A 21,855-nucleotide genomic window follows, 5' to 3' on the forward strand; every position below is an offset into this window, starting at 1 on the left:
GCGTCCCGAACCCGCATCTCGTCCGTCCCCCGCGGATGGACCCGGCGAGCCAGCGCCACCGTCTCCGCCGGAATCCCCGACACACCACCAGGACGAAGCACAACCACCCCTACAGACAGGCACATTGTCGACACTCACTGTCCCACATCTGCCCCGAACGACTTCGCCAGCAGAGTCGCAGGCCCGACTTCCTACGTCGAGTCGTCAGCCGCCGCCGAATCGACGAGCGAGGAGCCGGGGCGAGGTGAGCTCCAGAGCCCGACAAGTCGCGGCCGGGGCCCGCCCCTTCGAAGGTCAGCGCGATGTCTCACCGGCGTCCGCGACGCGGTTGAGCTCGGCGCCGGGGTACGGCGTCTGCTTGCTCTCGGACAGTAGTCGGCGGTGGAAGCCATCCAGGACGACGCTGGCTCGGGCGTGCCGCTCGACGAGCACGGCGATCTCGGGCGGAACTGCCTCGGGTCTGTGACCTGCGGTCCACTCCTGGAGGAACGCGTCTGCTTCCATGTCACCCCGGACACGGTCGGCGAGGTGGTGGATCAGGTGGCTCGCCGTGTAGGCGTGGTCGTACCCGTGGTGGTCCGTGAGGAACTGCTGCTCGGCTGCTGAGAGTTCGAAGTCTGAACTCAGGGCCAGTCCGAAATCCGCGAAGTAGATCAGCCGGCCATCGGTCAGCAGGTTGTTGAAGTGGGCGTCGAAGTGCACGAGCCCGCGGGAGCTCATGAACGCCGTGCCCCGCGCCAGAGCATCCTCCGCCCACGCAGGAGAGCCGCCGCCGGTGGCCACCGTAGTCTCCCCGTGCTCGTGCAACAGCCTGCGGAGTGTCTGTGGCACGTGTTCCAAGAACAGCACCAGGCTGCGGGAGGATCGGCCGATGGCTTCCAGGCGCTCGCGTACCGCCTGCGAGCCTTCCCAGTGGGCGACCGCTCCGTCGATGCCCCCGAACTCGTCCACGAAGCCTTCGGGAGGGGAATCGGGCAGGATGCGCCAGTGGTACATCAGGGGAAAGCCCTCGTACTCCTTCCCGAGGACCCAGTTGGTGGTCATGACGTGGACGGCCAGCTCTCGCCAGGCACCGAAGCCGGCCGAGCCCACTCCGTACTGGTAGAACATCGGCAGACCGAAGAGGTTCGCCGTGGACCGAATGTTCTCCGGCTGGGTCTCGACGTCCGTCAACGGCACCCTCTTGACGAAGATCCGTGTCCCGTCGATGTCCAGCTCCGCCGACCTGCCGCCGATGCCGGATCCGACCGGAGGAGCTGACGCCACGATCTCGCCGAGACGCCGGTCGTTCAGCAGGGACAGGCGGGTGGCAATGGTCCCGTAGGCGGCCAGACGTGCGCCGTGCTGAGATTCGTGGCGCATCGACGACTCCTTGTGCCCCCGGATCAGGGCGTCGGTGATCGCTCAAACGTAATCCACTCCCGCCACCAAGGTCACCCTCCGATCGCAGAACCGCTCGGCATCTCGTTTGCCGTCGGCGGGCCGATGCCCGAACGACGTGCGACGCCGATCGGCTGACCTCTGGCGGAGGTCATTTCGGAGCTGCGAAGAGGCCTTCCCGGGGGCCTGGTAGCGGTAGGAGTCGGTGCCAATCTGGATGAGGGTGCAGCAGAAGGTGATGCGGTCGGCGATGGCCGGGCGGAGCCGGGCGTCTCCGAAGGCCTTGTCCCACTCGGTGGAGGGTGAGTTCGCGGCGACGGTGGTGGCCTTGCACTCCTCGCGTTCGGTGAAGATCTGGAACGGCAGTCTGGAGCCTGGGCATAGCAGGGGCCGCCGGTCACTCCGGGGCCGGGGTGCGGGGGCGGTTGCGGTGGGTGTGCCAGGTGGTGAGGGCTTCGGTGTGGGTGCCGGCCGGGTGGGAGGTGTGCCAGGCGCGGAGGAAGCGGTTGAGTTCGAATTGTGGGCCGATTTCCTGGGGTTGGGCGGCGGCCTGGCGGGTGGTGTGCCAGTGGGCAGTGGCGTCGGCCAGGGTGCGCCCTGCGGATTCGGCGATGAAGGTGCGCATGTGGGCGTCGAAGTGGAAGGCCGGGCCGATCTCGCGGCGGAAGTACTCGCGCAGGACCTGGCTGCACCGCTGGCCCTCGGGGATGACGGTGGATCCGTCCACCGGTGCGGCGAGCTGGCGGCTGGCCTTGGGTGCGCGGGGTGGGGCGGCGGGTGGGGCGGCGCCGTCGAGTGCGGCTCGGAGCCGCTCCGTCAGTGCTGCCTTTCCGCCGCCGCGCGGTACTCCGAGGTCCCGGGCGAGCGTGGTCAGTTCGGCCAGCGTCCAGTACCAGCGGGCCAGTTCGTCCCCGCTCAGTGCCCTGGTCAGTTCCGGCCGGGAATCAGTACCCGTATGCGAACTCATGTCCCCATGGTAAGAGGGGAGATATTCGTCCGGTGGTTCACGGAGGAATCCGCGGTGCGGTGTGGAAAGCCCCGAACCCGCCCTCGCCGCTTCGGATCTGCACATGGTGATGTGCTGTGTGATGTGCACTGTTACCTGTACGCGGTGCTGAGCTGCGCTGTTGGTGGGGAGTCGAACCCCGCGTTGCTCTTCACGCGCCAGGAGTGGGCCGGAGTACCGCCGGCCCTCGGTGTGTGCACGCCTCCGAAGCTGCTACCTGCTCCACATCGCGTCCCGCCACTCTGCCGGACTGGTCAGTCCAGCAGGTCGACCTCCCAATTGGTCCGCTGGATCCGCACGTCGACCTCGCGGATGTCCCGGGCGAGTGCGTCCGCCTGGGCGCGCAGGTCCGCGACCGGGAGTGCGGAGAGCATCATCAGTTCGGACCGGAGCTGCCGGCCGTATCCCCGTTCGCCGGTACCCGCCGCCGCGTCGGCCGCCGCGGTGACCACGGAGTGGCGCAGCCGCAGGACGTCCCGGCGCGCGAGGGCGTCGGTGAGCGTGCCGTCCGGTCCCATCTCCACGGTCGCGTTGGTCCGGTTGATCCGCCGGATCAACGCTTCCAGGGCGTCCAGCACTTCACCGACTTCGGCCAGCAACTGGGCCGCGTCCTCGGCGGGGGTCTCCCCCTCCTGGTGCCGCGCGCTGCTGACGACGCGTGCCCGCAGCTGTTCTATTCGGCGCGTCGCCTCCGCGCGTTCTGCCAGTGCCTCGGCAAGTTTCACCGCCTGCACCTCCTTTCCGTGAGTTCGCACGAGTATAGGAGTGTGTGCCGGGGCATCCGCACCTGGTTTTTGACCGTTTGAAAGCCGTCGGGAAATCTTTCAATCCTGATGTCCGGCGGGTCCGGGTTCTGCCGGGTCGATCTCGGAGCATGGGATGATGTCATCCATGACGTGCATTCAAAGGGGCTATGCCGCGTAGAACACCGGCTTCACTTCGGCCGCGCGTACGCGGCTGGGGGAGGGCCTGGGTGCGGTATCGCGATGTCCCGGGTCTTTCGGGGGCGGCCAACGCCGCCGTCCGTGTGCTTGAGCGGGAGCGGTTGGCCCCGGGCATGGTGTCTGTGGCGCTGAGCGTGTGGTCCGTGCGTGTCCACGGCACCGAGCGCCGGTGGAGGCGGTGGGAGGCCGAGTTCACCTGTCCGTGCTGTGGGTCGGGCTGGGCCCGGGACGCGTTGCAGGAGGCTCTGTTCATGCTTCCGCCAAGGGCTGCGGGCGAACTCCGGGTTCAGCTGGATCGCCTGGACGTGGTGCTTCTCGGGCGGACGCATCATGAGCCGACGCCGGACGCCGAGTTGGCGTGGTGGCATCGCAGGTGCTGATGGGCCCGGGGCCTGGATCGTGGCGTTCGGGCAGGCTCCCACGGGACGTTCCTGCGACGTCGGGCGAGGGCGTCCGCGGCCGGTCCGCCCGTAGGAGCCGGCCTTCGCCGCCCGCGAATCCGACGCCTTGGAAGGAGGCGCCGAACTCCACCTGCACGAAGCCGAGTTCCCGGTGCAGGTCGAGCGAGGCGCGGTTCCTGGCGGAAATGAAGCACCAGACCGCCGAGTCCCTTTCCCAGGCCCATTCCATCCGGCGTCGGGTCAGCAGCCTCGCCAGGCCCCGGCGCCGCCAGGCGGCATCCACCGTGACGCCGGTCAGGTAGTGGCCGGCCGGGGCGCCGTCCGCCGGGTGCGCGGGCAGGTAGGCCGCACTCGCGTACCCGACGGCTTCACCGGAGACCTTCGCGGTGACGACCAGGCTGCGCTCGCCATGGAGTGCCCGGTGGATGCGGTCCGCCCATTCGTCCGTCGAGCCGCCGCGTGCCCGGGCCTGCAGCCTGGCTAGCGCGGGTACGTCGTCCTCGGTGGCCTCCGCCACCACCGCGATCACGGGTGCGTGCCGTTCGGCCGGGGCGGGGGCGTAGGCGGCGAACCGCGGATCCGTCCCTGCCATGTCGTCCCTCCCGCCGGGCCGGTGCTGTCCTGGCCTGCCACGCTATGGCGGCCGACGCGGCCCCCGCCACCCGGCCGACGGCTCGGGCGATGACTCGGGCGAAGGTCAGGTCGACGGGGTCGGGCCCGGCCTGAACGCTTCGGCGTGGTCGGCGACCCACCGGGAGAACGGCCTCGGCGGTATTCCGAGGATGTCGGACACCGCGGAGGTGAGGTACGCGGGCCTTCCGATCGTCGCGCCCCAGGCGTTGAGCAGCATGTCGACGGCCGGGCGCGGTGCCTTTCCGTCCATCGCGCCGCGGAACTCGTCCGGCGACAGCTCCTCGAACCTGGTCGGGCGTCCGAGGACGTTCCCGATGATCTCCACCTGCGCCGCCTGGCTCAGGGACTCGGGGCCGGTGAGGACGTAGTCGCCGCCGGCGTGACCGTCCTCGTAGAGGGTCCGGGCCGCGACGGCCGCGATGTCACGGTCGTCGACGGGGGCGGTCTCGGCGGCGCCGTACGGCCAGCGGACCACCTCGCCGGCGCGGATGGCGGGTGCCCACCAGGCCAGGGAGTTCGATGAGAACATCCCCGGCCGGATGATCGTCGATTCGAGGCCGGTGGCCGCGATGAGTCGCTCGATCTCGGCGTGGAGCACCGCCATGGGGTTCGGCTGCCGGAAGAAGGGGTGGGGTGTCTGGTGCGGTGAGGAGAGGAGGACGACGCGCTGCGCGTGGGCGGCCAGGCGCTCGACGACTGCCGCGGCGGTCGGCGGCGGTGCGGTCCAGAGGAGGAAGACGGCGCCGACGCCCCGCAGCGCCCCGTCGAGGGAGGCGGGCACGGTGAGATCGCCGGTGACGACGTCGACGCCGGGCGGCAGCGTCGCGGCCGCTTCGGGACGACGGGTGAGGGCGCGGACCGGCACGCCCGCGGTGAGGAGTTCGTCGACGACTCCGCGCCCGATCCGGCCGGTGGCCCCGGTGACGAGCACCGGCGGCATGGGGGTTCGTGTGGTGCTTCGTGCGGCGTTTCGTGCGGTGCTTCGCGTGCTGTTCGGCTGGGTCATTACTCCAGGAAATCGTTACTCGGTTAAAAACGCAACCTGGTCACTAATGTTATGCTGCTCGGGTGATCGAGCCGACGGGGCTGCGCGCCCGTAAGAAGGCGCGGACCCGTGACGCCATCGCCGAAGCGGCGGTCTCACTGTTCCTGGCGCACGGATTCGACCAGGTCTCGGTCAGCGACATCGCCGCCGTGGCCGAGGTCTCCAAGCCGACCCTCTTCCGGTACTTCCCCACCAAAGAGGACCTGGTCCTTCAGCGGTTCGCGGACCACCAGGGCGAGGCCGCGCGCGTCGTGCGCGACCGCCCGTCCGACGTCTCGCCGATGGCGGCACTGCACGCGCACTTCCTGGACGGCCTCGATCGGTTCGAACCCGTCACCGGCCTCAACGACCATCCCGCGGTGGTGGATTTCCACCGTCTGGTGTTCACCACGCCGAGCCTGGCGGGGCGGCTCTTGCAGTACATGCTCGCGGACGAGCAGGCGCTGGCCGAGGCCCTCGATCCGGGCCCGGACGTCCAGGCGCGGCTGAGGGCGGCCCAGGCGATCGCGGTCCAACGGGTGCTCGCCCGCGCCAACTGGCAGAAGATCGCCGACGGGCGGAGCGCCCGCGACGTGCGGCCCGAGGCCGTCGCCGACGCCGACCAGGCCTTCGCCCGCCTGCGGTAGCGGCCCGGACGCGGCCTTCGTGCAAGTTCCCTCGGCGCCCGGTGCCCGGTGCCCGGTGCCCCCTGCCCGGCGACGCTGGCGGAGAGCCCCTCGGCGATCCAGAATGATCGGATGATCAGGCTTGAGACTCCCCGTTTGATCCTGCGTCGCTGGCGCGAGGAGGACGTCGCGCCCATGGCCGCCGTCAACGCCGACCCCGAGGTCATGCGGTGGATCCGTGACGGCAGCGTCCGTGACGAGCAGCAGACCCGCGACGGGATCCGGGCGTGGGAGGGGGAGTGGGAGGCACGGGGCTTCGGCCTGTTCGCCGTGGAGATCCGCTCCACCGGTGAACTGGCCGGGTTCACCGGCCTTTCGGTGCCCTCCTACCTGCCGGAGGTGCTGCCGGCGGTCGAGGTCGGCTGGCGGCTGGGACGTGCCCACTGGGGGCGGGGCCTGGCCACCGAAGCGGCCGCGGCCGCCGTACGGTTCGGCTTCGAGGAGCGGGGGCTGGAGCGAATCGTCAGCATCGCCCAGGTGGGCAACGACGCCTCCGAGCGGATCATGACCAAGCTGGGGATGCGGCTGGAGCGCGAGACCGTCAATCCCACCGGCGGCCGGCGAGTCCGGGTTTTCGCCCTGTCGGCGGACCAGTACGCCCCAACTGCCCGTTGACGGCGGGCCCGCACGGCTTCGGCTGCTTTCCGGGTGAACGTCCACGGCGGCCGCGCGTGCCGAGGACGTGGCGCGGGGAGCGGGCGGGCGACGATGCGGGCGTCGTGCGCCGCTCCGGCGGCGCGACCGTACGCACGGAGAGGTGCCCATGTCGATCGAGGAGAACAAGAGGCTGGTCCGCCGGTTCTACCAGGAGGTGGACGCCGGCAACCTGGAGGCCATGGACGACCTCGTCGCCGAGGACTACCAGGACCACTCGCCGCCGCCGTTCCCGGGGCTCGCCGCCGGCCGGGAGGGCTTGAAGCAGGCGTTCCGCCTGTTCTGGGAGGCCACGCCCGGAGTCCACGAGATCGAGGACCAGATCGCGGAGGGCGACAAGGTCGTGACCCGGCTGACGGGCCGTGGGATGTGCGTGGGGGACCTCCCGGGCATCCCGGCGACCGGCCGGCCGATCACGATGACGGCGACGGTGATCCACCGCATCGAGAACGGGAAGCTCGCCGAGAAGTGGTCGGACAAGGACGTCCTCGGCTTCCTCCAGCAACTGGACGTGATCCCGCCGCTCGGCGGGCCCCCGGAATAACTCGGGGGGCTCTCGGAGCAGTTCAGGCGGTGCTCCTGGCGACGAAGTCGGCGGCGGCGTCCACCATCTGTCGGCGGCTCGCGCAGACGCGCACACGCGAGGGTGGCCTTCGCGGACGGGACGCCGCCCGCGAAGACCACCCTCGGCAGTGCGCGCCATGCTGGTGATGACCCGACACGTCGGCCGGTCGGTACGACGGGCTCAGCGGAAGTCGTCGGCGTGGTCGACGGCCCACTGGGCGTAGGCGTGTGCCGGGGCGCCGGTGATCTTTTCGGCGATGACGGAGGTCACGGCCGCGACGCCGTCGGCGGCGGCCCACTGGCCGACGATCGCCTCGGCCACGACCGGGTGCATGGTCCTGGCGACGTCCGCGCGGGCCTGCTCGTGGGAGACGTGTTCGACCCGGATGGGACGGCCGATGGCCTCGCCGATGTGCTCGACCTGGCGTCGCAGGGTCAGGGACTCGGCCCCGTGGACGGTGTAGGCCTGGTGCGAGTGGCCCGGTTCGGTGAGGGCGGTCACCGCCAGCGCCGCGATGTCCTTCTCGTGCACCGGCGCCGACTGCGCGAGCGGATAGGGGAGGCGGACGACGTTGCCGGTGCGGATCGATTCGGCCCACCAGGTGCGGGTGTTGGTCGCGAACGTCCCCGGCCGAAGGAACGTCCAGTCCAGGCCGGACCGTTGGACGGCCTGCTCGATCGTGCGGTTCAGGCGGGCGACCGGGTGGTCGGCGGCGGGGTCGAGGACGACGGCCACCGACGAGAGCAGGACCACCTGCCGGATCCCGGCCGCCGCGGCCGCCGCGGTGACCTTCTCGATGTCGTAGGGCTTCTGGGGGTCGAGCATTCCGTACAGGAACAGCTTGTCGGCACCGTCGAGCGCCGCGGGCAGCGTCTCGGGACGGTCCAGGTCGGCGACGACCGCTTCGTACCCGGGCGTCGAGCCCGTGGCCGGGGTCCTGCTGACCGCTCTGACCTGCTCACCGGCGGCCAGCAGGCCGTCGGCGACATGACGACCGACGTTGCCGCGGGCGCCGAAGACGACTGCCACCATGATGGAACCTCCTGCTTGATGTGGACCTTGCTGTGGACGTGAAGTGCCGTACGGGAGCGGGTTGTTGCGGGCTGCGCCGCTGCGGGTCCGCCCCCGATCGCGGATCGCGGATCGCCGGTTGCCGGTCAGGGCCGGATGTTCTCCAGGTCCGCCAGCAGGCCGGGGTGCCGCGGCTCCCAGCCGAGCGCCTGCCGGGTGCGGGCGCTGGACGCGGGCTGGTCGGCCCGGAAGATCGGGCCGAGCGGGCCGTAGGTCTCCTCTGGCACCGACTGGACCGGCAGGCCCAGTCGTCGGCCGATGACGGCCGCGATGTCCCGCACCTCGTCCCCCTCGTCGGCCACGGCGTGCCAGGCGGTACCGGGCTCCGCCCGCTCCAGGGCGAGCCGGAAGAGGACGGCCGCGTCGAGCGCGTGGACGGCGGGCCAGCGCTGGGTGCCGTCGCCGGGGTAGCCGGAGACGCCGCTGCGGCGCGCGATGTCGGTCAGCAGGCCGGCGAACCCGCCCGCGCCCTCGGTGTGGACCGTGCGCGGCAGACGGACGGAGGTGCTCCGGACTCCGCGCGAGGCCAGGCCGAGGATCGCCGTGACCGTGCGACCGCGGCCGCCGACCGGCCCGTCGGTCGGCACCGGGTCGGCCTCGGTGGAGGCGCGGCCCGGCACGTGGGGCGTACCCGAGACGGTGACCAGGGGGCGGTCGCTGCCGAGGAGCTCCTCGCCGAGGGCGGTGAGGGCGGCGGTCTCCTCGGCGACGTTCCGGGCAAGGGCCTCGGGGCTGCTGAAGTCGTTGCCGAAGGCCAGGTGGACCACCCCGTCGGCCTGGGCGGCGCCGGAGCGCAGGACGTCCAGGTCGGCGAGGCCTCCCCGCAGCGGCTCGGCGCCGGCCGCCTCGGCGGCCCGGGCGGAGGCGTCGGAGCGGGCGAGCGCGAGGACGGTGTGGCCGTTGCCGAGGAGTTCGGCGACGACGGCGGAGCCGATCAGACCGGTGCCGCCGGTGACGAAGACGCGCATGGGAATCCTCCCGGAAGTGATGGGACTCTTGTCCCATCACCGTAGCAGGATGATGGGACAAGAGTCCCATCACATATGCTGAACCCATGAGTCGATGGGAACCAGGTGCGCGTGAACGCCTCGTCGTGGCCGCGGTCGACCTGTTCACGGAGCAGGGGTACGACGCCACGACGGTCGCGCAGATCGCCGAGCGCGCCGGGGTCACCAAGAGCACCTTCTTCCGGCACTTCCCCGACAAGCGCGAGCTGCTGGTCGCCGGGCAGGAGACGCTGAGCCGGCTGCTGACCGAGGGCATCGCCGAAGCGCCCGGAGACGCCAGCCCGCTGGAGGCCGTCGCCGCCGGTCTCGAGCGCGCCTCGACCGCGATGGGCCCGGCCACCCGCGAACTCGCCCCCCGCCTGAAGGCGGCCATCGCGGCCAGCGCCGAGCTCCAGGAACGCGACACCCTCAAGACCGTCAGCCTCGCGGCCGCGATGACCGCCGCGCTGGTCGCCCGCGGCGTACCCGATCCGATCGCGGCCCTCGCGGGCGAGCTGGGCGTCCTCGCCTTCAAGCGGGGGTACGCCGAATGGGCCGAGGGCGACGGCGGCGCCGAGCAGGCGCTCGCCGGGTACGTCCTGGCGGCCCTGGACGAGCTGCGCGCGGCGAGCGCATCGCTGGGCTGACCGGAAGGTCATCGTCCAGCGTCGGCGCGGCGGACGAGAAGCAGGCCTGACGGCTGCGGATTCGCGGTCGGGGCGTCCGCGAAGCTCACCCCCAGGGCCTCACGCCATGCGGTTGATCAATGACCCGACGCCTCCTCAGGCCGCGATGTCCTGGCCGATCGCCCGCAGGATGTCGGCGAGCCACACCAGGTGGTACCCCACCGCACGATCCGGCTCGGCGAGGAGGTCGGTCAGGTGCTGCCAGGATTCGGAGAGCTGACCGATCGTGAGCTCGTTCGGGGCTCGGTAGACGTCGTAGAGGCCCTCCGGGGGGACGGACCAGAAGTAGTCCTTGTCCAGGGCGAGGCTGTCGCCGGGTGTGGCGGCCTCGATGTGGCGCAGTACCAGGTCGAACGATCGGCGCAGGTCGGCAAGGGGGATGGACAGGGGTTCATCGGCCATGGGGATCAGTATCGGGCCTGTGCGACGGCGCTCGCTCCGACTTTTTGTGGCCACCCGGCTCGGATCACCATGCGGCTGCATGAGAAGTCGGCGGGGCCGACTTCCTGTGCGCGGGGGTAGTTGGGACCTTGGGCTGAGCACGTCGGCCGCCCGCACGGTGTGCTCGGCGCCGTGAAAGGCTGGGGCATGCCCTCTCACCTGCGGTTCTTCTTCGAGTACGGCGTCGACACCCCGTTGTGGCCGGGCCCTCACAGCGCGCCCGACCTCGACAGCCCCTACGAATACCCCTGCGTCCTGGAGAAGCTACCCATCACCCCGGCCACCCGGGACGAACTCACCAGACTCGCCGACCTGTACCAGTCCTCCCTCGACTGGGACCACCCGGCCGGCCCCTCGCCCTGGACCCGGGACCAGCAGGAATCGTTCCGAAGCGAGGCCGACGTGGCGCTGGAGGCGCTGCGCCGCGAGCTGGGCGACGACTGGACGGTCGAGGACCGCAGGCACTGAACCCGCGCTCGCGGGCCGGGCCGTAGCCGGTGGCGAACGGCGCCGGACCGGCGGGTATCTCGGTGGCGACAGCTCGTCCGCACTGCCAGAGTGCCCTGGTGCTGAAGGAATCCGATGTACTCGAAGTGCTGGACCTGCTCAAGAGCGCAGGGGCCGCAGCCTGGGTGGACGGCGGCTGGGGTGTGGACGCCCTGATCGGGGAGACGACCCGAACCCATGCGGACCTCGACCTGGTCGTCCTGCTGGACCAGCTCGACGTGGTGCGAGACGCGCTGGCCGAGGCCGGGTTCACGGAGGTCCTGCGGGACTGGCTGCCCGCCGCGCTTGCCGTCGCGGACGGTGCCGGCCGGGAGATCGACCTGCACCCCGTCCTCGGCTCCTCCCGCGAGGGCGGGGTGCAGCTTCTCCCGGGCGGTGAACGGTTCCACTACCCGCCGCCGGTGACCGGTTGCATCGGCGGGCGCCAGGTCCCGTGTGTCGACGCGGCGACGCAGGTGCTGTGTCACCTCGGCTATGAAGCCACGGACAAGGACCGACAGGACATGGCACGGCTGCACGCCGGCACAGGAGTCGAGCTTCCCCTGGACTACATGCCTGCGCCTTGAAGGCCGTTGCTCCGATCTTGAGGGCTGCCGCTCGGACGGGAGTCTCGATCGGGTGGCTCCGGCGGACCTGCGCCGGTGGTTGAAGGGCGAGGGCTGGAGTTGAGCGGCCGAGTCGGGTGTGCGCGGGGGATTGGAGGGATAGTCGGGGCTGCGCTCGGCGGGGTCGACTTCCTGCGCGGGGCGGGTGGTTGGAGGTCTGGCCGTAGCGGCAGGGGGCCGGCCGGGGCCGGCCGTGTCCGCGGATTCACTGCGGTAGGTGCTTCGACCAGTCTCCTCCGGGGCGGTAGGCGCGGCCGTCGCCGAGCTGCCTCGTCCCGCCGGGGACGACGTCGTCGTGGTACGGGTACTGTTCCGTCACCGCCGCGAGCAGGAACTCCAGGAAGCCGCCCTCGAACAGGTCCCACTCCCGCATCGAGTGGAACTTGGCGGCGACCGGCCAGCGGTCCGGGTCCGGGCCCCGCATCAGCCAGAAGAAGTGGTCCGAGTTGTAGTTGTTGGCCCATTTCAGCAGCCCGCCTTCGGCCGGGAACAGCGGGTACGGGCACTCGTCGTAGTCCCCGTCCCGGTAGACCTCGGCTAGCCAGGCGCAGTATCCGTAGGGATCCGTCGTGTTGTACAGGAACCCCTCGAAGCCGGACGGCTGCCCGGTCTTGGGACTGGGCGCCGCCGATGGTGTGTAGATGTGCAGTTCGTCGCTGATGCTGACCATCCCGTAGCGGTCGACGAACGCCCGGTAGTCCGCCGGCAGCTGGAAGCCGAGCACCTCGGGCCCGAGCTCCCAAGGGACCGGGACGACTCCGCCCGCGGGCGGTGGCCCGATGACCGCGCCGAGCCGGTCCAGTGTCTCCTCGATGTCCACGTCCACTCCCGTCAGCCGTTCGTTCCGGCCGGAGGCTATCCGCTGCCGGTGACACCGGAGGTGGGCGGCCCCACTTCCCTGCCCGGCCGACCAGCGGGCCGTCAAGGCGAGCCGCCGGTCCGTGGGGTTCGTCTCGGGGGCGAGGTCCTGGAGTGGCCGACCGGGCGGTCCGGCGCGAACCGGCGCGAACCAGGGAGGACCGGCGCGAACCGGAGCGGTCCGGCGCGGCCCGGCCCGGCGCGGGCATCGGGGCCGGGCACCGGACGGTTGCGGTTCGGGGTCCGAACCGTGGCACACCCTCGCTATGCTCGGCACTCGATCTGACGTTCCGTCACCATCCGACCGCGTAAGGGTTTCGCATGGACTCGAGTTCCGCACCGAACAGGCTCGTCGGCGGACGGTTCAGGCTGGTGAGAGCTCTGGCGGCCGGGGGCATGGGCCAGGTCTGGGAGGCCAGGGACGAACTGCTGGATGCCGAGGTCGCGGTGAAGGAGGTCCGTTGGGAGGAGGACCTCTCCGAGGACGAGCACGAGCAGGCCATCGCCCGGGCCATGGCGGAGGCCCGCCACGCGGCCGCGCTCCGCGACCACCCCAACATCGTGACGGTGCACGACGTGGTGGTGGAGGACGGCGGCCCGTGGATGGTGATGCGGCTGGTCCGCGGCCGTTCGCTGGCACAGGTGCTCCGGGCCGACGGGCCGTTGGAGCCGGAGCGGGCCGCCGAGGTGGCCGTCGGGGTGCTGCGGGCGCTGGCCGCCTCGCACCAGGTGGGCATCCTCCACCGCGACGTGAAGCCGTCGAACATCATGCTGGCCGACGACGGCGGGGTGCTGCTGGCCGACTTCGGCCTCGCGAAGACCCACGCGGGCACCGTGCTGACCACCACCGGGGGCCTGGTCGGGACGCTGGACTACATCGCACCGGAGCGGCTGGCCCACGAGCCGGACACCCCGGCCGTCGACCTGTTCAGTCTCGGCGCGACGCTGTACGAGGCCGTCGAGGGGGTGCCGCCGTTCCGGCGGGAGACGACCGCGATGACGCTCGCCGCCATCGCGCTCGCCCTCGTCCCGCCGCCTCAACGGGCTGGCCGGCTGGCTCCGTTGATCACCGCGCTGCTCTCCCGGGACCCGGCCGGACGGCCTGACGCTGTGGCGGGGCTGGCCATGCTCGACGGCCCCGGACCGGCGGTTGGGGACGCCGCTCCGCAGCACGACCCCGTAGCGGCGGAACCGACCGGCGGACCGGCGGGCGCCGCCACGCCCACCGAGCTCGACCTCCCGGCGGCCCCTCCGGTCACCCCTCCGGCGACGCCGACGGCGACATCGACACCGACGGTGACGGCGACATCGACGCCAGCAGCGACGCCGACACCGACGGTGACGGCGACATCGGCATCGGCACCGACACCGACGGCGACACCCACACCCACACCCACACCGACCGCGCCCCGCCCCGGACGGCTGCGGGAGCCCCGGACCCGGATCGCGCTGGCCACCGCGGTCGTCGTCTGCGCGTCGGTCCTGTCCTGGGCCCTGCTCCGGAGCGATGACGACGCCGGCCACGGTGCCGCCGCCACGGCTTCCTCGCCCGCCCGGGACACCGGGGCCCCCTCGGCCTCCTCCGCCCCCTCGCCCTCCGCGACACCCTCGGCCTCCGCGCCCGCCCAGGACGCCGCCGCCACGACGGCCCCGGCGACGCCCGGGAACGCGGCCGGTCCGGCGGTGGCCGACGACCAGCACCTCCGTGTCTTCACGGCGTACAAGGGCCAGCAGCTCCTGGAGAGCTACGTGGACCTCGACCACGAGGCGGCGAAGCTCCGGAACATCCCGTACCCGGGCCAGGTCAGGGTGGTGGACTTCGCACTGAAGTCCGATGACCCCAACATCCCCCAGGTGCTGACCGGCACCCGCCCGGTGGCGCTGCTCGACAAGAACATCGTCCGGGTGTTCTTCGTGAGTTCCGCGAACAAGCACCTGGTGGAGGCCCGGTTGGAGCCGGAGCCCGGGGTCAAGTGGAAGTTCGCGGACCTCGGTGGTCAGGAGGTCCGCAGCACTCCGACCGCGGCGGTACTGGACGGGATGGTCAACGTGTTCACCGTCGGAGTGGACAACCACCTGCGGCGGTCCTACCTGGACGGCTCGGGCTGGGGCAGGCAGGACCTACAGGACGACCTCGGGGTCCTGAGCCAGGAGCAGCAGCCCGCCGAGCCGGTTGCCGCCGGCACCGCGCCGGTGGCGGTGGTGGCGGACAAGGTCCTCAGGGTGTACACGATCACGGAGCGCCAGCAGCTCCAGGAGGCGTCGCTGAAGTCCGGCGAGAAGTGGAACATCTTCCCCATGACCGGCGTGCCGTCGTCCGCCATGACGCCGACCGCGGTGGTGCACGACGGGGTGACGAGCGTCTTCACCGTCAACAGCGGCGACGGCCATCTCTCGGAGGCCCGGCTGACGCCTCCGGGGACGTCGGCGGGCGGCACGCAGGGTGCCGGGTGGGGGCGCCGCGACCTGACCAAGGACTTCCGGGTGCCGGCGCCGCGCTCCGCCCCGGCGGCCCTGGTGCACGGCGGGACCACCAGCCTCTTCCTGGTCGACGGGAACGGCCTGCTGACCGAGACGAAGGCGGCGGGCGACGGGTGGACGCCACAGGCCTCCCTGGCGAACGCCGGTGTTCAGCAGGTGGCCGACGGCTTCGAGCCGGCGGTGGTGGACCACGGCGGCGTCACCCGTGTCTACACGGCCCGCCGGAGCGACGGGGAGCTCCAGGAGACCGCGTTGCGGAACGGCACGTGGAGCACCGAGGTCGTGGAGTGAGCGGGGCGGCCCGGACGGCGCCGGCCGTCCGGGCCGCCGGTCTTCCGCCACGTCCATGGACGCGGCGATCACCCCCGCGACCAGCACGTGCTGTACGGGAGGGGTCGGCAGAGCGGTCCCCGCACCAGTCGGCTGCGTGAGAAGTCGGCGGGTCCGACTTCCCGTGCGGGCGGGGTTGGTTGGGAGCCATCGCAGATCAGGAGGGATCGACGCCCGCGTACTCCAGTGGCGGCGCGATCGCCTGGGCGTCCGCGCCTTCGCCCACCCACAGGCCGATCAGGAACGCCGCCGTCGCCTCCAGGAGGCCTGCCCGGTCGAGCCCTCCTCCGTTGAGCGGTACGCAGCCGAGGTCGCGAACGAGGTGTCCGACGGCGTCGAGGGCCGGCGCGTCGTCGCCGCAGAGCGGCACCGCGAGGGGGCGTCCGTCGAAGACGGTCGGGGCCCTGCGCCATACGCTCTCGTGGCAGAGGTTGAACGCCTTGACCACGGACGCGCCGGGCGCCGCGGCCGCGATGCGTTCGGCGGCCGACGGCCCGCCATGGGTCTCCAGGACGAAACCCGGGGCGACCGGGTTGGTGCAGTCGACCAGCGTCCTTCCCAGCGCGGCGTCGGCCAGGCCGGAGACCACGCCGATCGCCGCCGAGTACGGCACGGCCAGCAGCACCGCGTCCAGGCCGTGTTCGACCGCGTCCCGCGGAGTCCCTGCCAGCCCGCCGATCCGATCGGCGAGGGCGGCGGCGCGGCCGGTGTCCCGTCCGCCCACCAGCACGTCGTGGCCGACCTCCGCCCACCGGGTACCCAGCACCCGCGCCATTGCGCCGGTACCGATGATTCCGATCCTCATCATGACCAACCTCCTTGTGACGACCTGCCAGTCGGAACAGGGAGACAGTAGGAAAGTCCTGGGGCACCATCTGGTAAGTGACCACCGACCACGGCTTCCTCGCCGACTGCCGAGCCCGGCTCGCCTTCGACCTTCTCGCCAACACCTGGAACGCCGTCCTGGTGTGGGCGCTGCGCGACGGGCCCGCGCGGCCCGGCGAACTGCGCGAGCGGATCGGCGGGATCAGTCCCAAGGTCCTTACGGAGACGCTGCGCCGGCTCCAGTCCGACGGGTTGGTGGAACGCCGCGCGTACGCCGGGTCGCCGCCGCGCGTGGAGTACACCCTCACCGGGTTGGGGCGGACACTCCTGGAACCGATCGAGGCGTTCGGCGCCTGGGCCTTCGAACACGGCGAGGACGTGATGGCGGCCCGGGAGCGGGCGGAGGCAACCGGGCACGGTCGCGACTGACGCCGATCACGACGTCACAACCGGAGCGCCAAGCGGCTCCGCCGAAGCCCGCTGCCGATCCGCGCCTGCGGCACGAACCCGGCCGCCCCAGGTGAACGAGGCCTGGGGCACCTGTCTCGAAGTCGGGTGTGAGCTTGTGACAAGATCGCGGGATGCTGCGACTCACCGATTTCATCATCGACTGCCCGGACACGATGAAGCTGGCGGCTTTCTACTCCGAGGTGACGGGCCGTCCGATCAAGGAAGGCAGCTCGGCGGACTGGGCCGGCATCCAGTTCGGCGAGATCGAGCTGGCATTCATCCGGGTGGACGACTACCGCGCTCCGCAGTGGCCCGACAGCGAGCACCCCAAGCAGTTCCACCTCGACTTCGAAGTGGACGAGATCGGGCCCGAGCAGCGCCGCGTCCTCGACCTCGGCGCGACGCTGAGGCAGGACTTCATCGGCCCCAACGGCTACGGCTGGCAGGTCTACACCGACCCGATCGGCCACCCCTTCTGCCTGTGCCGCAACAAGGGCGTCATCTGGACCGACCAGGGCCCGATCTGGCCCGAGCGCGGCTGACGCGGCCTTGGTGAAGTCGGCTGCTGATCCTTTGACATGACGACGATCCTGCGGCATCCCCGACCTGGGTTCATGTGGGATTGGTGGGCAGTGGACGCCCACGGTTTCCTCGTGCAGTTCAGTTGCGGGCCCGCACCTGAGCATCTACTGGTGCATGTAGACCGTGTCGACGCTGCGGCTGCATGGGCCGAGGAGAACCGTCCCGCATGGTTCAGCCTCGCCCCCTCATCGCTTCACGCCTTCAGCTGCGACGGCGAGCTACCGGTCTACACCCGCAACAGCGTCCCGGACTCCCCGCTGCGACTGTCCGACGCCCCGGCAGCCGTCGCGGAGGTTGCGGCCCTGGTTGAACTGCACAAAGCGGTGGGAGACGCCTGGACGGTCTACCTCGACGAGGGATGGGTCTAGGCAGCCCGGCTGGAGTCACCTGGCCGACCGGATGACGATGGAGCAGGGCGGTGAAGACCCTCTCCCATGTGCCGTCGGCGGCCCACTTCCGCAGCGGTTGTGGGCGCCCTTCCACGAGCCGAAGCGCTCAGGCAGATCCATCCACGGCACCCCGGTGCGGTACTTGAAGGCGATCGCGCCGATCACCTGCCGGTGATCACGCCACTGCCCTCCCCGCCGAGTTGTCGGATCCGGCGGCAACGGCTCGATCCTTGCCCGCTGGGCGCCAGTCAATGACGCACACATCAACCGGCGATCGGATGATCCGAAGGAACGGCCTGGGTTCGGGCGGCTCGGGCGGCTCGGGTGCGGCAGTGGGCGAGGGCGTACTTGATGCGGGTCTCGGAGTGGTGGGTGGTGGTGAGGAGTTCGCCGGCGGTGACGAGGGTGGCCCAGTACAGGGTGGGGTCGCCGGTGCGGGGCATGGGGCGGGCGGCGGTGAGGGAGAGGTAGGCGGTGGTCAGGTTGCCGGTGGTGAACCAGCGCTGGAGACCGTGCTGGTGGCCGGGGCGGATGCCGCCCATGGCGTCGACGGCGGTGATGAAGAGGTCGACGACGGCGAGTTCGGTGTCGGTGAGCGACTTGGGGATGTCGAAGACGCCGAGGGCTTCGAGGAGTTCGCCGGTGTCCGTCTCGGAGTCGGGGCGGGGGTCGGCGAGCAGGGCGTCGTAGCAGTCGTTGAGGCGGCGGGTGGTTTCGGCGAGGGGGATGGTGAGGGCGAGGCAGACGGCGCGGGCGGAGGGGAGGGGCTTGCGGGTGCGCTTGGCGAGGAGGGCGTAGGTGTCGGCGGGGGTGCGGCCGCGGGAGAGGGCGTGGCGGGCCAGGGTCGTGAGGTGCATGGGGGTGACGGCTTTCAGGCGGTGGCGAGGGCGGAGATGGGGGCCGGGGCGATGAGCACCCAGACGAACTTGCCGATGTCGTCGGGTCGGGAGGTGCAGCCCCAGCGTTCGGCGAGCTCGTTGACGAGGAACAGGCCGCGCCCGTGCTCGTCGGAGGGGGTGGGGGAGTGGAGGGACGGTCGGCCGCTGCCGGCGTCGTGGACCTCCAGCCGGAGGCGGGAGTTGACGATGTTGAAGCGGATCTCGATGTGGCGGTCGTCGGGGGCGTCGGAGTGCTGGACGGCGTTGGCGAAGAGCTCGCCGAGGAGGAGTTCGGCGGTGTCGGCGTAGCGGTCGCCGGAGGGCAGGCCCGCGAGATAGGCCCGGAGCAAGTACCTCGCCAGGGGCGTGGATTCGATGCAGGAGTCGAGACGCGCGACGAAGGCACGGGGCCGGCGGGACATGAGCATGGGGACACCTCATGGGGGCAGAGGGGGCGTGCGACAGGAGCGCGCACAGTCACGCTGTGCATGCAGATGATTGCGTTCCGGTCTCAATGATCCGGGCTTCGGATGTACGGTGATGGCCGAAATCAGGTACCACGCACCTGCGGTACGTCAGGGGGTCTGACATGGCACACCGGCGACTCGTCAACGAGGTGACGGCCAGTTCGGCGCGGTTGTTCGGCGAAGAGCTGCGCTTCTACCGGGAGGCGACGGGCTACACGCAGGAGCAGTTGGCGAAGCTGCTGCACTCCACCAGGCCGAATATCACACGGTTTGAGTCCGGCAAGAGGCGCATGCCGCCGGACATGGTCATGCAGGCCGACGTACTGCTTGGCGCCGACGGGGCGCTGAAGCGGCTCTGGGATCGGGTGGACTGGAACGCCGAAGTTGAACACCCGGATTGGTTCCAGACTCATGCCGACGCGGAGTCCGAGGCTGTGGCGGCCAGAGTCTTTCAGATCGCGGTGATGAACGGGCTGTTGCAATGCCGCGAGTATGCGGAAGCCGTTTTTGCGGTCAGCGATGCAGCCGGTAAGCCGGAGATGATCAAGCAGCGAACGCAGGCTCGGTTGGCTCGGCAGAAGCGATTCCTGGAGCCGGGCGGGCCGCCCTTGCTGGCGATCCTGGACGAGAGTTGCATTCGAACCGTCTATGGCGGGCCTGGCGTGATGGTGCGTCAGATGGAGCACCTGCTGGCGGTTGCAAAGCTTCCGAACATCGTGATCCAAGTTGTGCCGTTCACGTGTCGACAGGCCAGCGTTGATGTCTCAATGGTGCTGCTGGAGATGCCTGACGGACGAACCTGTGTGTATTCCGAGAGCCTCGATCGCGGGCATTCCAGCGATGTTCCGGAGATCGTTGCGCGGCATCGCTGGAGCTATGATCTGCTCCATGGGGCGGCGCTGCCAGTGGCCGACTCGCTCGCGCTGTTCGCGGATGCGCTGGAAGGGTTCAGGGATGACGAGGAACGAGTTCGACGTGGCCGTCTGGCGCAAGAGCAGCTACAGCGGGGGCAACGGCGGCAACTGCATCGAGGTAGCCCCCGGATTCCCCGGTCTCGTCCCCGTGCGTGACTCCAAGGACCCGCGCGGCCCGGCGCTCGTCTTCCCCTCCGCTGCCTGGGGCTCCTTCATTGCCGCGATTCAGGAGGGTAAGTTCCCTGCATGAGTCTGGTCTGGCGCAAGAGCAGCTACAGCGGGGGCAACGGCGGCGACTGCATCGAGGTAGCCCCCGGATTCCCCGGTCTCGTCCCCGTGCGTGACTCCAAGGACCCGCGCGGCCCGGCGCTCGTTTTCCGGGCTGCCGCTTGGGAAGCCTTCGTGGTGGCTGTCCGTTCGTGCGAGTTCCCGGCGTAGACCTCTTCAGGGAGTTGGCTGTGTTGATCTGGCGTAAGAGCAGCTACAGCGGGGGTGACGGGCGCGAGTGCATCGAGGTGGCCCTTGGCTTTCTCCCCGGTACCGTCCCGGTGCGTGACTCCAAGGACCCGAACGGCCCGGCCCTCCTCTTTCCGTCCGCCGCCTGGGGCTCCTTCATCGCCGCGATCCGTTCCGGTGACTTCCCTGAGTGAACCCGCTGTGGCGCCTCCGGGGGCCGTCGGGGTCAGGGCCCTGCCCGTCGCCATACCGCTTGGACTAGCTCCAACCGCCTTATGGCAAATGGGAGTTAGTGAAAGCTTCCAATGAGGTCGCGGAGGTTGCCATCCCGTGCTGCCTCACATCCGGGCTTTCAGCGCGTCGACCTCGCAGCCCGGCGCGAAGGGGTCGAAGCCGTGCTCGATCAGCCAGCGGAGCGCCAGCAGGCTCCGCAGCGACCACCACGCGTGGATCACGTCGAGGTCGACGTCGACATCGGTGCCGTAGCCGGCGATGACGTCGTCGAGGTGCTCCTCGTGGCCGAGCGTGAAGGTGGCGAGGTCGTACAGGGCGTCACCCCGGCCGGCCTCGGACCAGTCGATGATGCCCGTGACCTCGTCGCCGTCGACGAAGACGTGCGCGATCTGCAGGTCGCCGTGGGTGAACGCCGGGGTCCATGGCCGGAAGGCGGCCTCGGCGACCCGGCGGTTGCGGGTGACCAGGTCGACGGGCAGGATGCCGTTCGTCACCAACACCCCGCACTCCTCGTCGAGTTCAGCCTCCAGCGCGGCGACGCTCCGGCCCGCCCGGCCGGGCCGGGGCGGCAGTGGCGCGTCGTGCAGCTTCCGGATGGCGGCGCCCGCCGCCGCCCACGCGGCCGGTGATCCGGTCGCCGGCCCGCCGAGGCGCCCGAGCGTCGTCCCGGGGACCGCGGCGAGCGCGAGTACGGGCGGCTTGTGCCACAGCACCTCGGGCGTCGGGACCGGCGTGAGGGACATCGCCTCGACCTCGCGGTCGATGCGCGCCTGATCGGCGTCCACCTTCAGGAACACGTCGCCGACGCGCAGGGTCGCGCGCTCGGAATGGGCGACGACGACTTCGACCTCATCCATGGGTGACCAGTATTCCGGGGATCACCGCCGCCGTCGCCGGATTTACCGCGTCTGCTCGGGCAACGTCCGTCCCGGTGCCCGAGTGTGACGAGCCCGTCCGGGGGATGCTCCGGACAGCGTATGCGGGCCGAGTGCTCGATGCCGCTCAGCCTGTCGCGAGCGCGGACACGATCAACGCCAGGAATAGCGCCAGGGTCAGCGCCGGCAGCGCCGCGATGCCCAGGAACACGTAAGCGGCCCGCTTGGCGGCAGGCGTGCCGTGCTCCCTCAGAGCGGCGAAGCAGACCAGCGCCACCGCGACCACCGGCACCGACCAGAACACGACGAACATCCCATCCGGCATCTCCACCCCTTGCCACGCCGTTGCAGGGCGATCGTAGTGCGATCCTGCCGGGGCGGCATTGCGGTCTGGTGCTTGCCCGGAAGTGGGATCCGGTAGGACGTTGTGTGTGGCACGCTGGCAACTCACCGACGAGCAGTGGACGTTCATCGAGTTCGGGTGCGCATGACACGGCCGGGCCGCCGGTGCACAAGTGCCCGGGTGG

Annotated in this window: 29 protein-coding genes and 1 pseudogene; 14 read left to right on the top strand and 16 right to left on the bottom strand. The window is 70.7% G+C overall.

Features of this window, described 5'->3' with window-relative positions; genetic code table 11:
* Positions 1-294 precede the first annotated feature (294 nt).
* The 6 genes from ACWDD9_RS33545 to ACWDD9_RS33570 form a co-directional block, all read right to left on the bottom strand.
* A complete protein-coding gene (locus ACWDD9_RS33545) occupies positions 295-1,362 on the bottom strand; it encodes a protein kinase family protein (protein ID WP_388051468.1) in 1,068 nt (355 codons plus the stop codon).
* A 42-nt stretch (positions 1,363-1,404) separates the two neighbouring features.
* The gene (locus tag ACWDD9_RS33550) at positions 1,405-1,767 is read right to left on the bottom strand and encodes an ATP-binding protein (RefSeq protein WP_449813734.1); all 363 of its coding nucleotides are present in this window, start codon (positions 1,765-1,767) and stop codon (positions 1,405-1,407) included.
* 10 nt (positions 1,768-1,777) lie between these two features.
* Positions 1,778-2,347, bottom strand: coding sequence for a DUF6434 domain-containing protein (locus ACWDD9_RS33555; RefSeq protein ID WP_449813683.1), 570 nt, complete (start codon positions 2,345-2,347; stop codon positions 1,778-1,780).
* A 293-nt stretch (positions 2,348-2,640) separates the two neighbouring features.
* Entirely contained in the window at positions 2,641-3,111 is a 471-nt protein-coding gene (locus ACWDD9_RS33560; RefSeq protein WP_375873507.1) for a DIP1984 family protein, read from the bottom strand.
* A 468-nt stretch (positions 3,112-3,579) separates the two neighbouring features.
* Entirely contained in the window at positions 3,580-4,323 is a 744-nt protein-coding gene (locus ACWDD9_RS33565; protein WP_449813684.1) for an N-acetyltransferase family protein, read from the bottom strand.
* A 105-nt stretch (positions 4,324-4,428) separates the two neighbouring features.
* Positions 4,429-5,304 (bottom strand): NAD(P)H-binding protein, encoded by an 876-nt coding sequence (locus ACWDD9_RS33570; protein ID WP_449813685.1) that lies wholly within the window; start codon positions 5,302-5,304, stop codon positions 4,429-4,431.
* 128 nt (positions 5,305-5,432) lie between these two features.
* On the opposite strand from ACWDD9_RS33570, the gene ACWDD9_RS33575 reads away from it, so the two are divergent.
* The 3 genes from ACWDD9_RS33575 to ACWDD9_RS33585 all read left to right on the top strand — a co-directional run bounded on the left by ACWDD9_RS33575 (position 5,433) and on the right by ACWDD9_RS33585 (position 7,272).
* Entirely contained in the window at positions 5,433-6,035 is a 603-nt protein-coding gene (locus ACWDD9_RS33575; protein WP_449813686.1) for a TetR/AcrR family transcriptional regulator, read from the top strand.
* A 111-nt stretch (positions 6,036-6,146) separates the two neighbouring features.
* On the top strand, positions 6,147-6,689 hold the full coding sequence (locus tag ACWDD9_RS33580; RefSeq protein WP_449813687.1) for a GNAT family N-acetyltransferase: 543 nt from the start codon (positions 6,147-6,149) through the stop codon (positions 6,687-6,689).
* A 148-nt stretch (positions 6,690-6,837) separates the two neighbouring features.
* Entirely contained in the window at positions 6,838-7,272 is a 435-nt protein-coding gene (locus tag ACWDD9_RS33585; RefSeq protein ID WP_380742075.1) for an ester cyclase, read from the top strand.
* A gap of 201 nt (positions 7,273-7,473) precedes the next feature.
* Here ACWDD9_RS33585 and ACWDD9_RS33590 read toward each other — a convergent pair whose 3' ends face one another.
* Positions 7,474-8,325, bottom strand: a complete 852-nt coding sequence (locus tag ACWDD9_RS33590; RefSeq protein ID WP_449813688.1) for an NAD(P)H-binding protein — start codon at positions 8,323-8,325, stop codon at positions 7,474-7,476.
* 125 nt (positions 8,326-8,450) lie between these two features.
* Positions 8,451-9,332, bottom strand: coding sequence for an SDR family oxidoreductase (locus tag ACWDD9_RS33595; RefSeq protein ID WP_449813689.1), 882 nt, complete (start codon positions 9,330-9,332; stop codon positions 8,451-8,453).
* Between the two features lie 86 nt (positions 9,333-9,418).
* Between ACWDD9_RS33595 and ACWDD9_RS33600 the strand changes: the two genes are divergently transcribed.
* A complete protein-coding gene (locus tag ACWDD9_RS33600; protein WP_380779172.1) occupies positions 9,419-9,997 on the top strand; it encodes a TetR/AcrR family transcriptional regulator in 579 nt (192 codons plus the stop codon).
* 135 nt (positions 9,998-10,132) lie between these two features.
* Here the strand turns inward: ACWDD9_RS33600 and ACWDD9_RS33605 are convergent, their stop codons facing one another.
* Positions 10,133-10,438, bottom strand: a complete 306-nt coding sequence (locus ACWDD9_RS33605) for a hypothetical protein (protein ID WP_449813690.1) — start codon at positions 10,436-10,438, stop codon at positions 10,133-10,135.
* A gap of 186 nt (positions 10,439-10,624) precedes the next feature.
* Here ACWDD9_RS33605 and ACWDD9_RS33610 point away from each other — a divergent pair, with 186 nt between their 5' ends.
* Together ACWDD9_RS33610 and ACWDD9_RS33615 are read left to right on the top strand one after the other, a co-directional pair.
* On the top strand, positions 10,625-10,945 hold the full coding sequence (locus ACWDD9_RS33610) for a hypothetical protein (protein WP_449813691.1): 321 nt from the start codon (positions 10,625-10,627) through the stop codon (positions 10,943-10,945).
* 98 nt (positions 10,946-11,043) lie between these two features.
* Complete coding sequence (locus ACWDD9_RS33615; RefSeq protein ID WP_259316457.1) at positions 11,044-11,550, top strand: nucleotidyltransferase domain-containing protein; 507 nt, start codon at positions 11,044-11,046, stop codon at positions 11,548-11,550.
* A 244-nt stretch (positions 11,551-11,794) separates the two neighbouring features.
* Here ACWDD9_RS33615 and ACWDD9_RS33620 read toward each other — a convergent pair whose 3' ends face one another.
* On the bottom strand, positions 11,795-12,409 hold the full coding sequence (locus tag ACWDD9_RS33620) for a hypothetical protein (protein WP_449813692.1): 615 nt from the start codon (positions 12,407-12,409) through the stop codon (positions 11,795-11,797).
* A gap of 410 nt (positions 12,410-12,819) precedes the next feature.
* On the opposite strand from ACWDD9_RS33620, the gene ACWDD9_RS33625 reads away from it, so the two are divergent.
* Positions 12,820-15,219, top strand: a complete 2,400-nt coding sequence (locus ACWDD9_RS33625; protein ID WP_449813693.1) for a serine/threonine-protein kinase — start codon at positions 12,820-12,822, stop codon at positions 15,217-15,219.
* 196 nt (positions 15,220-15,415) lie between these two features.
* Here ACWDD9_RS33625 and ACWDD9_RS33630 read toward each other — a convergent pair whose 3' ends face one another.
* Positions 15,416-16,063 (bottom strand): NADPH-dependent F420 reductase, encoded by a 648-nt coding sequence (locus ACWDD9_RS33630; RefSeq protein WP_449813735.1) that lies wholly within the window; start codon positions 16,061-16,063, stop codon positions 15,416-15,418.
* A 77-nt stretch (positions 16,064-16,140) separates the two neighbouring features.
* Here ACWDD9_RS33630 and ACWDD9_RS33635 point away from each other — a divergent pair, with 77 nt between their 5' ends.
* The 3 genes from ACWDD9_RS33635 (at position 16,141) to ACWDD9_RS33645 (ending at position 17,483) form a co-directional block, all read left to right on the top strand.
* Entirely contained in the window at positions 16,141-16,512 is a 372-nt protein-coding gene (locus ACWDD9_RS33635) for a winged helix-turn-helix transcriptional regulator (RefSeq protein WP_449813694.1), read from the top strand.
* Between the two features lie 152 nt (positions 16,513-16,664).
* Complete coding sequence (locus tag ACWDD9_RS33640; protein WP_375873520.1) at positions 16,665-17,075, top strand: VOC family protein; 411 nt, start codon at positions 16,665-16,667, stop codon at positions 17,073-17,075.
* A 36-nt stretch (positions 17,076-17,111) separates the two neighbouring features.
* The gene (locus ACWDD9_RS33645) at positions 17,112-17,483 is read left to right on the top strand and encodes a hypothetical protein (protein ID WP_449813695.1); all 372 of its coding nucleotides are present in this window, start codon (positions 17,112-17,114) and stop codon (positions 17,481-17,483) included.
* A gap of 15 nt (positions 17,484-17,498) precedes the next feature.
* Here the strand turns inward: ACWDD9_RS33645 and ACWDD9_RS33650 are convergent, their stop codons facing one another.
* From ACWDD9_RS33650 to ACWDD9_RS33660, 3 genes are read right to left on the bottom strand one after another with little or no spacing between them, the layout of a single operon-like run.
* On the bottom strand, positions 17,499-17,768 hold the full coding sequence (locus ACWDD9_RS33650) for a transposase (RefSeq protein ID WP_449813696.1): 270 nt from the start codon (positions 17,766-17,768) through the stop codon (positions 17,499-17,501).
* A complete protein-coding gene (locus ACWDD9_RS33655; RefSeq protein WP_449813697.1) occupies positions 17,768-18,361 on the bottom strand; it encodes a hypothetical protein in 594 nt (197 codons plus the stop codon). The genes ACWDD9_RS33650 and ACWDD9_RS33655 overlap by 1 nt, the downstream gene beginning before the upstream one ends.
* A gap of 14 nt (positions 18,362-18,375) precedes the next feature.
* Entirely contained in the window at positions 18,376-18,810 is a 435-nt protein-coding gene (locus ACWDD9_RS33660) for an ATP-binding protein (protein ID WP_449813698.1), read from the bottom strand.
* Positions 18,811-18,971: 161 nt separating this feature from the next.
* On the opposite strand from ACWDD9_RS33660, the pseudogene ACWDD9_RS33665 reads away from it, so the two are divergent.
* The 4 genes and pseudogenes from ACWDD9_RS33665 to ACWDD9_RS33680 form a co-directional block, all read left to right on the top strand.
* Positions 18,972-19,766, top strand: a pseudogene (locus ACWDD9_RS33665) (helix-turn-helix domain-containing protein); the annotation flags it as partial.
* Positions 19,767-19,803: 37 nt separating this feature from the next.
* A complete protein-coding gene (locus ACWDD9_RS33670) occupies positions 19,804-20,013 on the top strand; it encodes a DUF397 domain-containing protein (RefSeq protein WP_449813699.1) in 210 nt (69 codons plus the stop codon).
* Positions 20,010-20,201 carry a DUF397 domain-containing protein gene (locus ACWDD9_RS33675; RefSeq protein ID WP_375873525.1) on the top strand — a complete coding sequence of 64 codons (192 nt, stop codon included), beginning with the start codon at positions 20,010-20,012 and terminating at the stop codon, positions 20,199-20,201. Before ACWDD9_RS33670 ends, ACWDD9_RS33675 begins: the two co-directional genes overlap by 4 nt.
* Before the next feature lie 20 nt (positions 20,202-20,221).
* A complete protein-coding gene (locus ACWDD9_RS33680; RefSeq protein ID WP_375873526.1) occupies positions 20,222-20,413 on the top strand; it encodes a DUF397 domain-containing protein in 192 nt (63 codons plus the stop codon).
* Between the two features lie 144 nt (positions 20,414-20,557).
* Here the strand turns inward: ACWDD9_RS33680 and ACWDD9_RS33685 are convergent, their stop codons facing one another.
* Both ACWDD9_RS33685 and ACWDD9_RS33690 read right to left on the bottom strand, forming a co-directional pair.
* Positions 20,558-21,310 (bottom strand): phosphotransferase family protein, encoded by a 753-nt coding sequence (locus ACWDD9_RS33685; protein WP_375873527.1) that lies wholly within the window; start codon positions 21,308-21,310, stop codon positions 20,558-20,560.
* Positions 21,311-21,455: 145 nt separating this feature from the next.
* The gene (locus ACWDD9_RS33690) at positions 21,456-21,641 is read right to left on the bottom strand and encodes a hypothetical protein (protein ID WP_117486765.1); all 186 of its coding nucleotides are present in this window, start codon (positions 21,639-21,641) and stop codon (positions 21,456-21,458) included.
* Positions 21,642-21,855: the final 214 nt, after the last annotated feature.

It is taken from the genome of Kitasatospora sp. NPDC001119 (assembly GCF_053598475.1).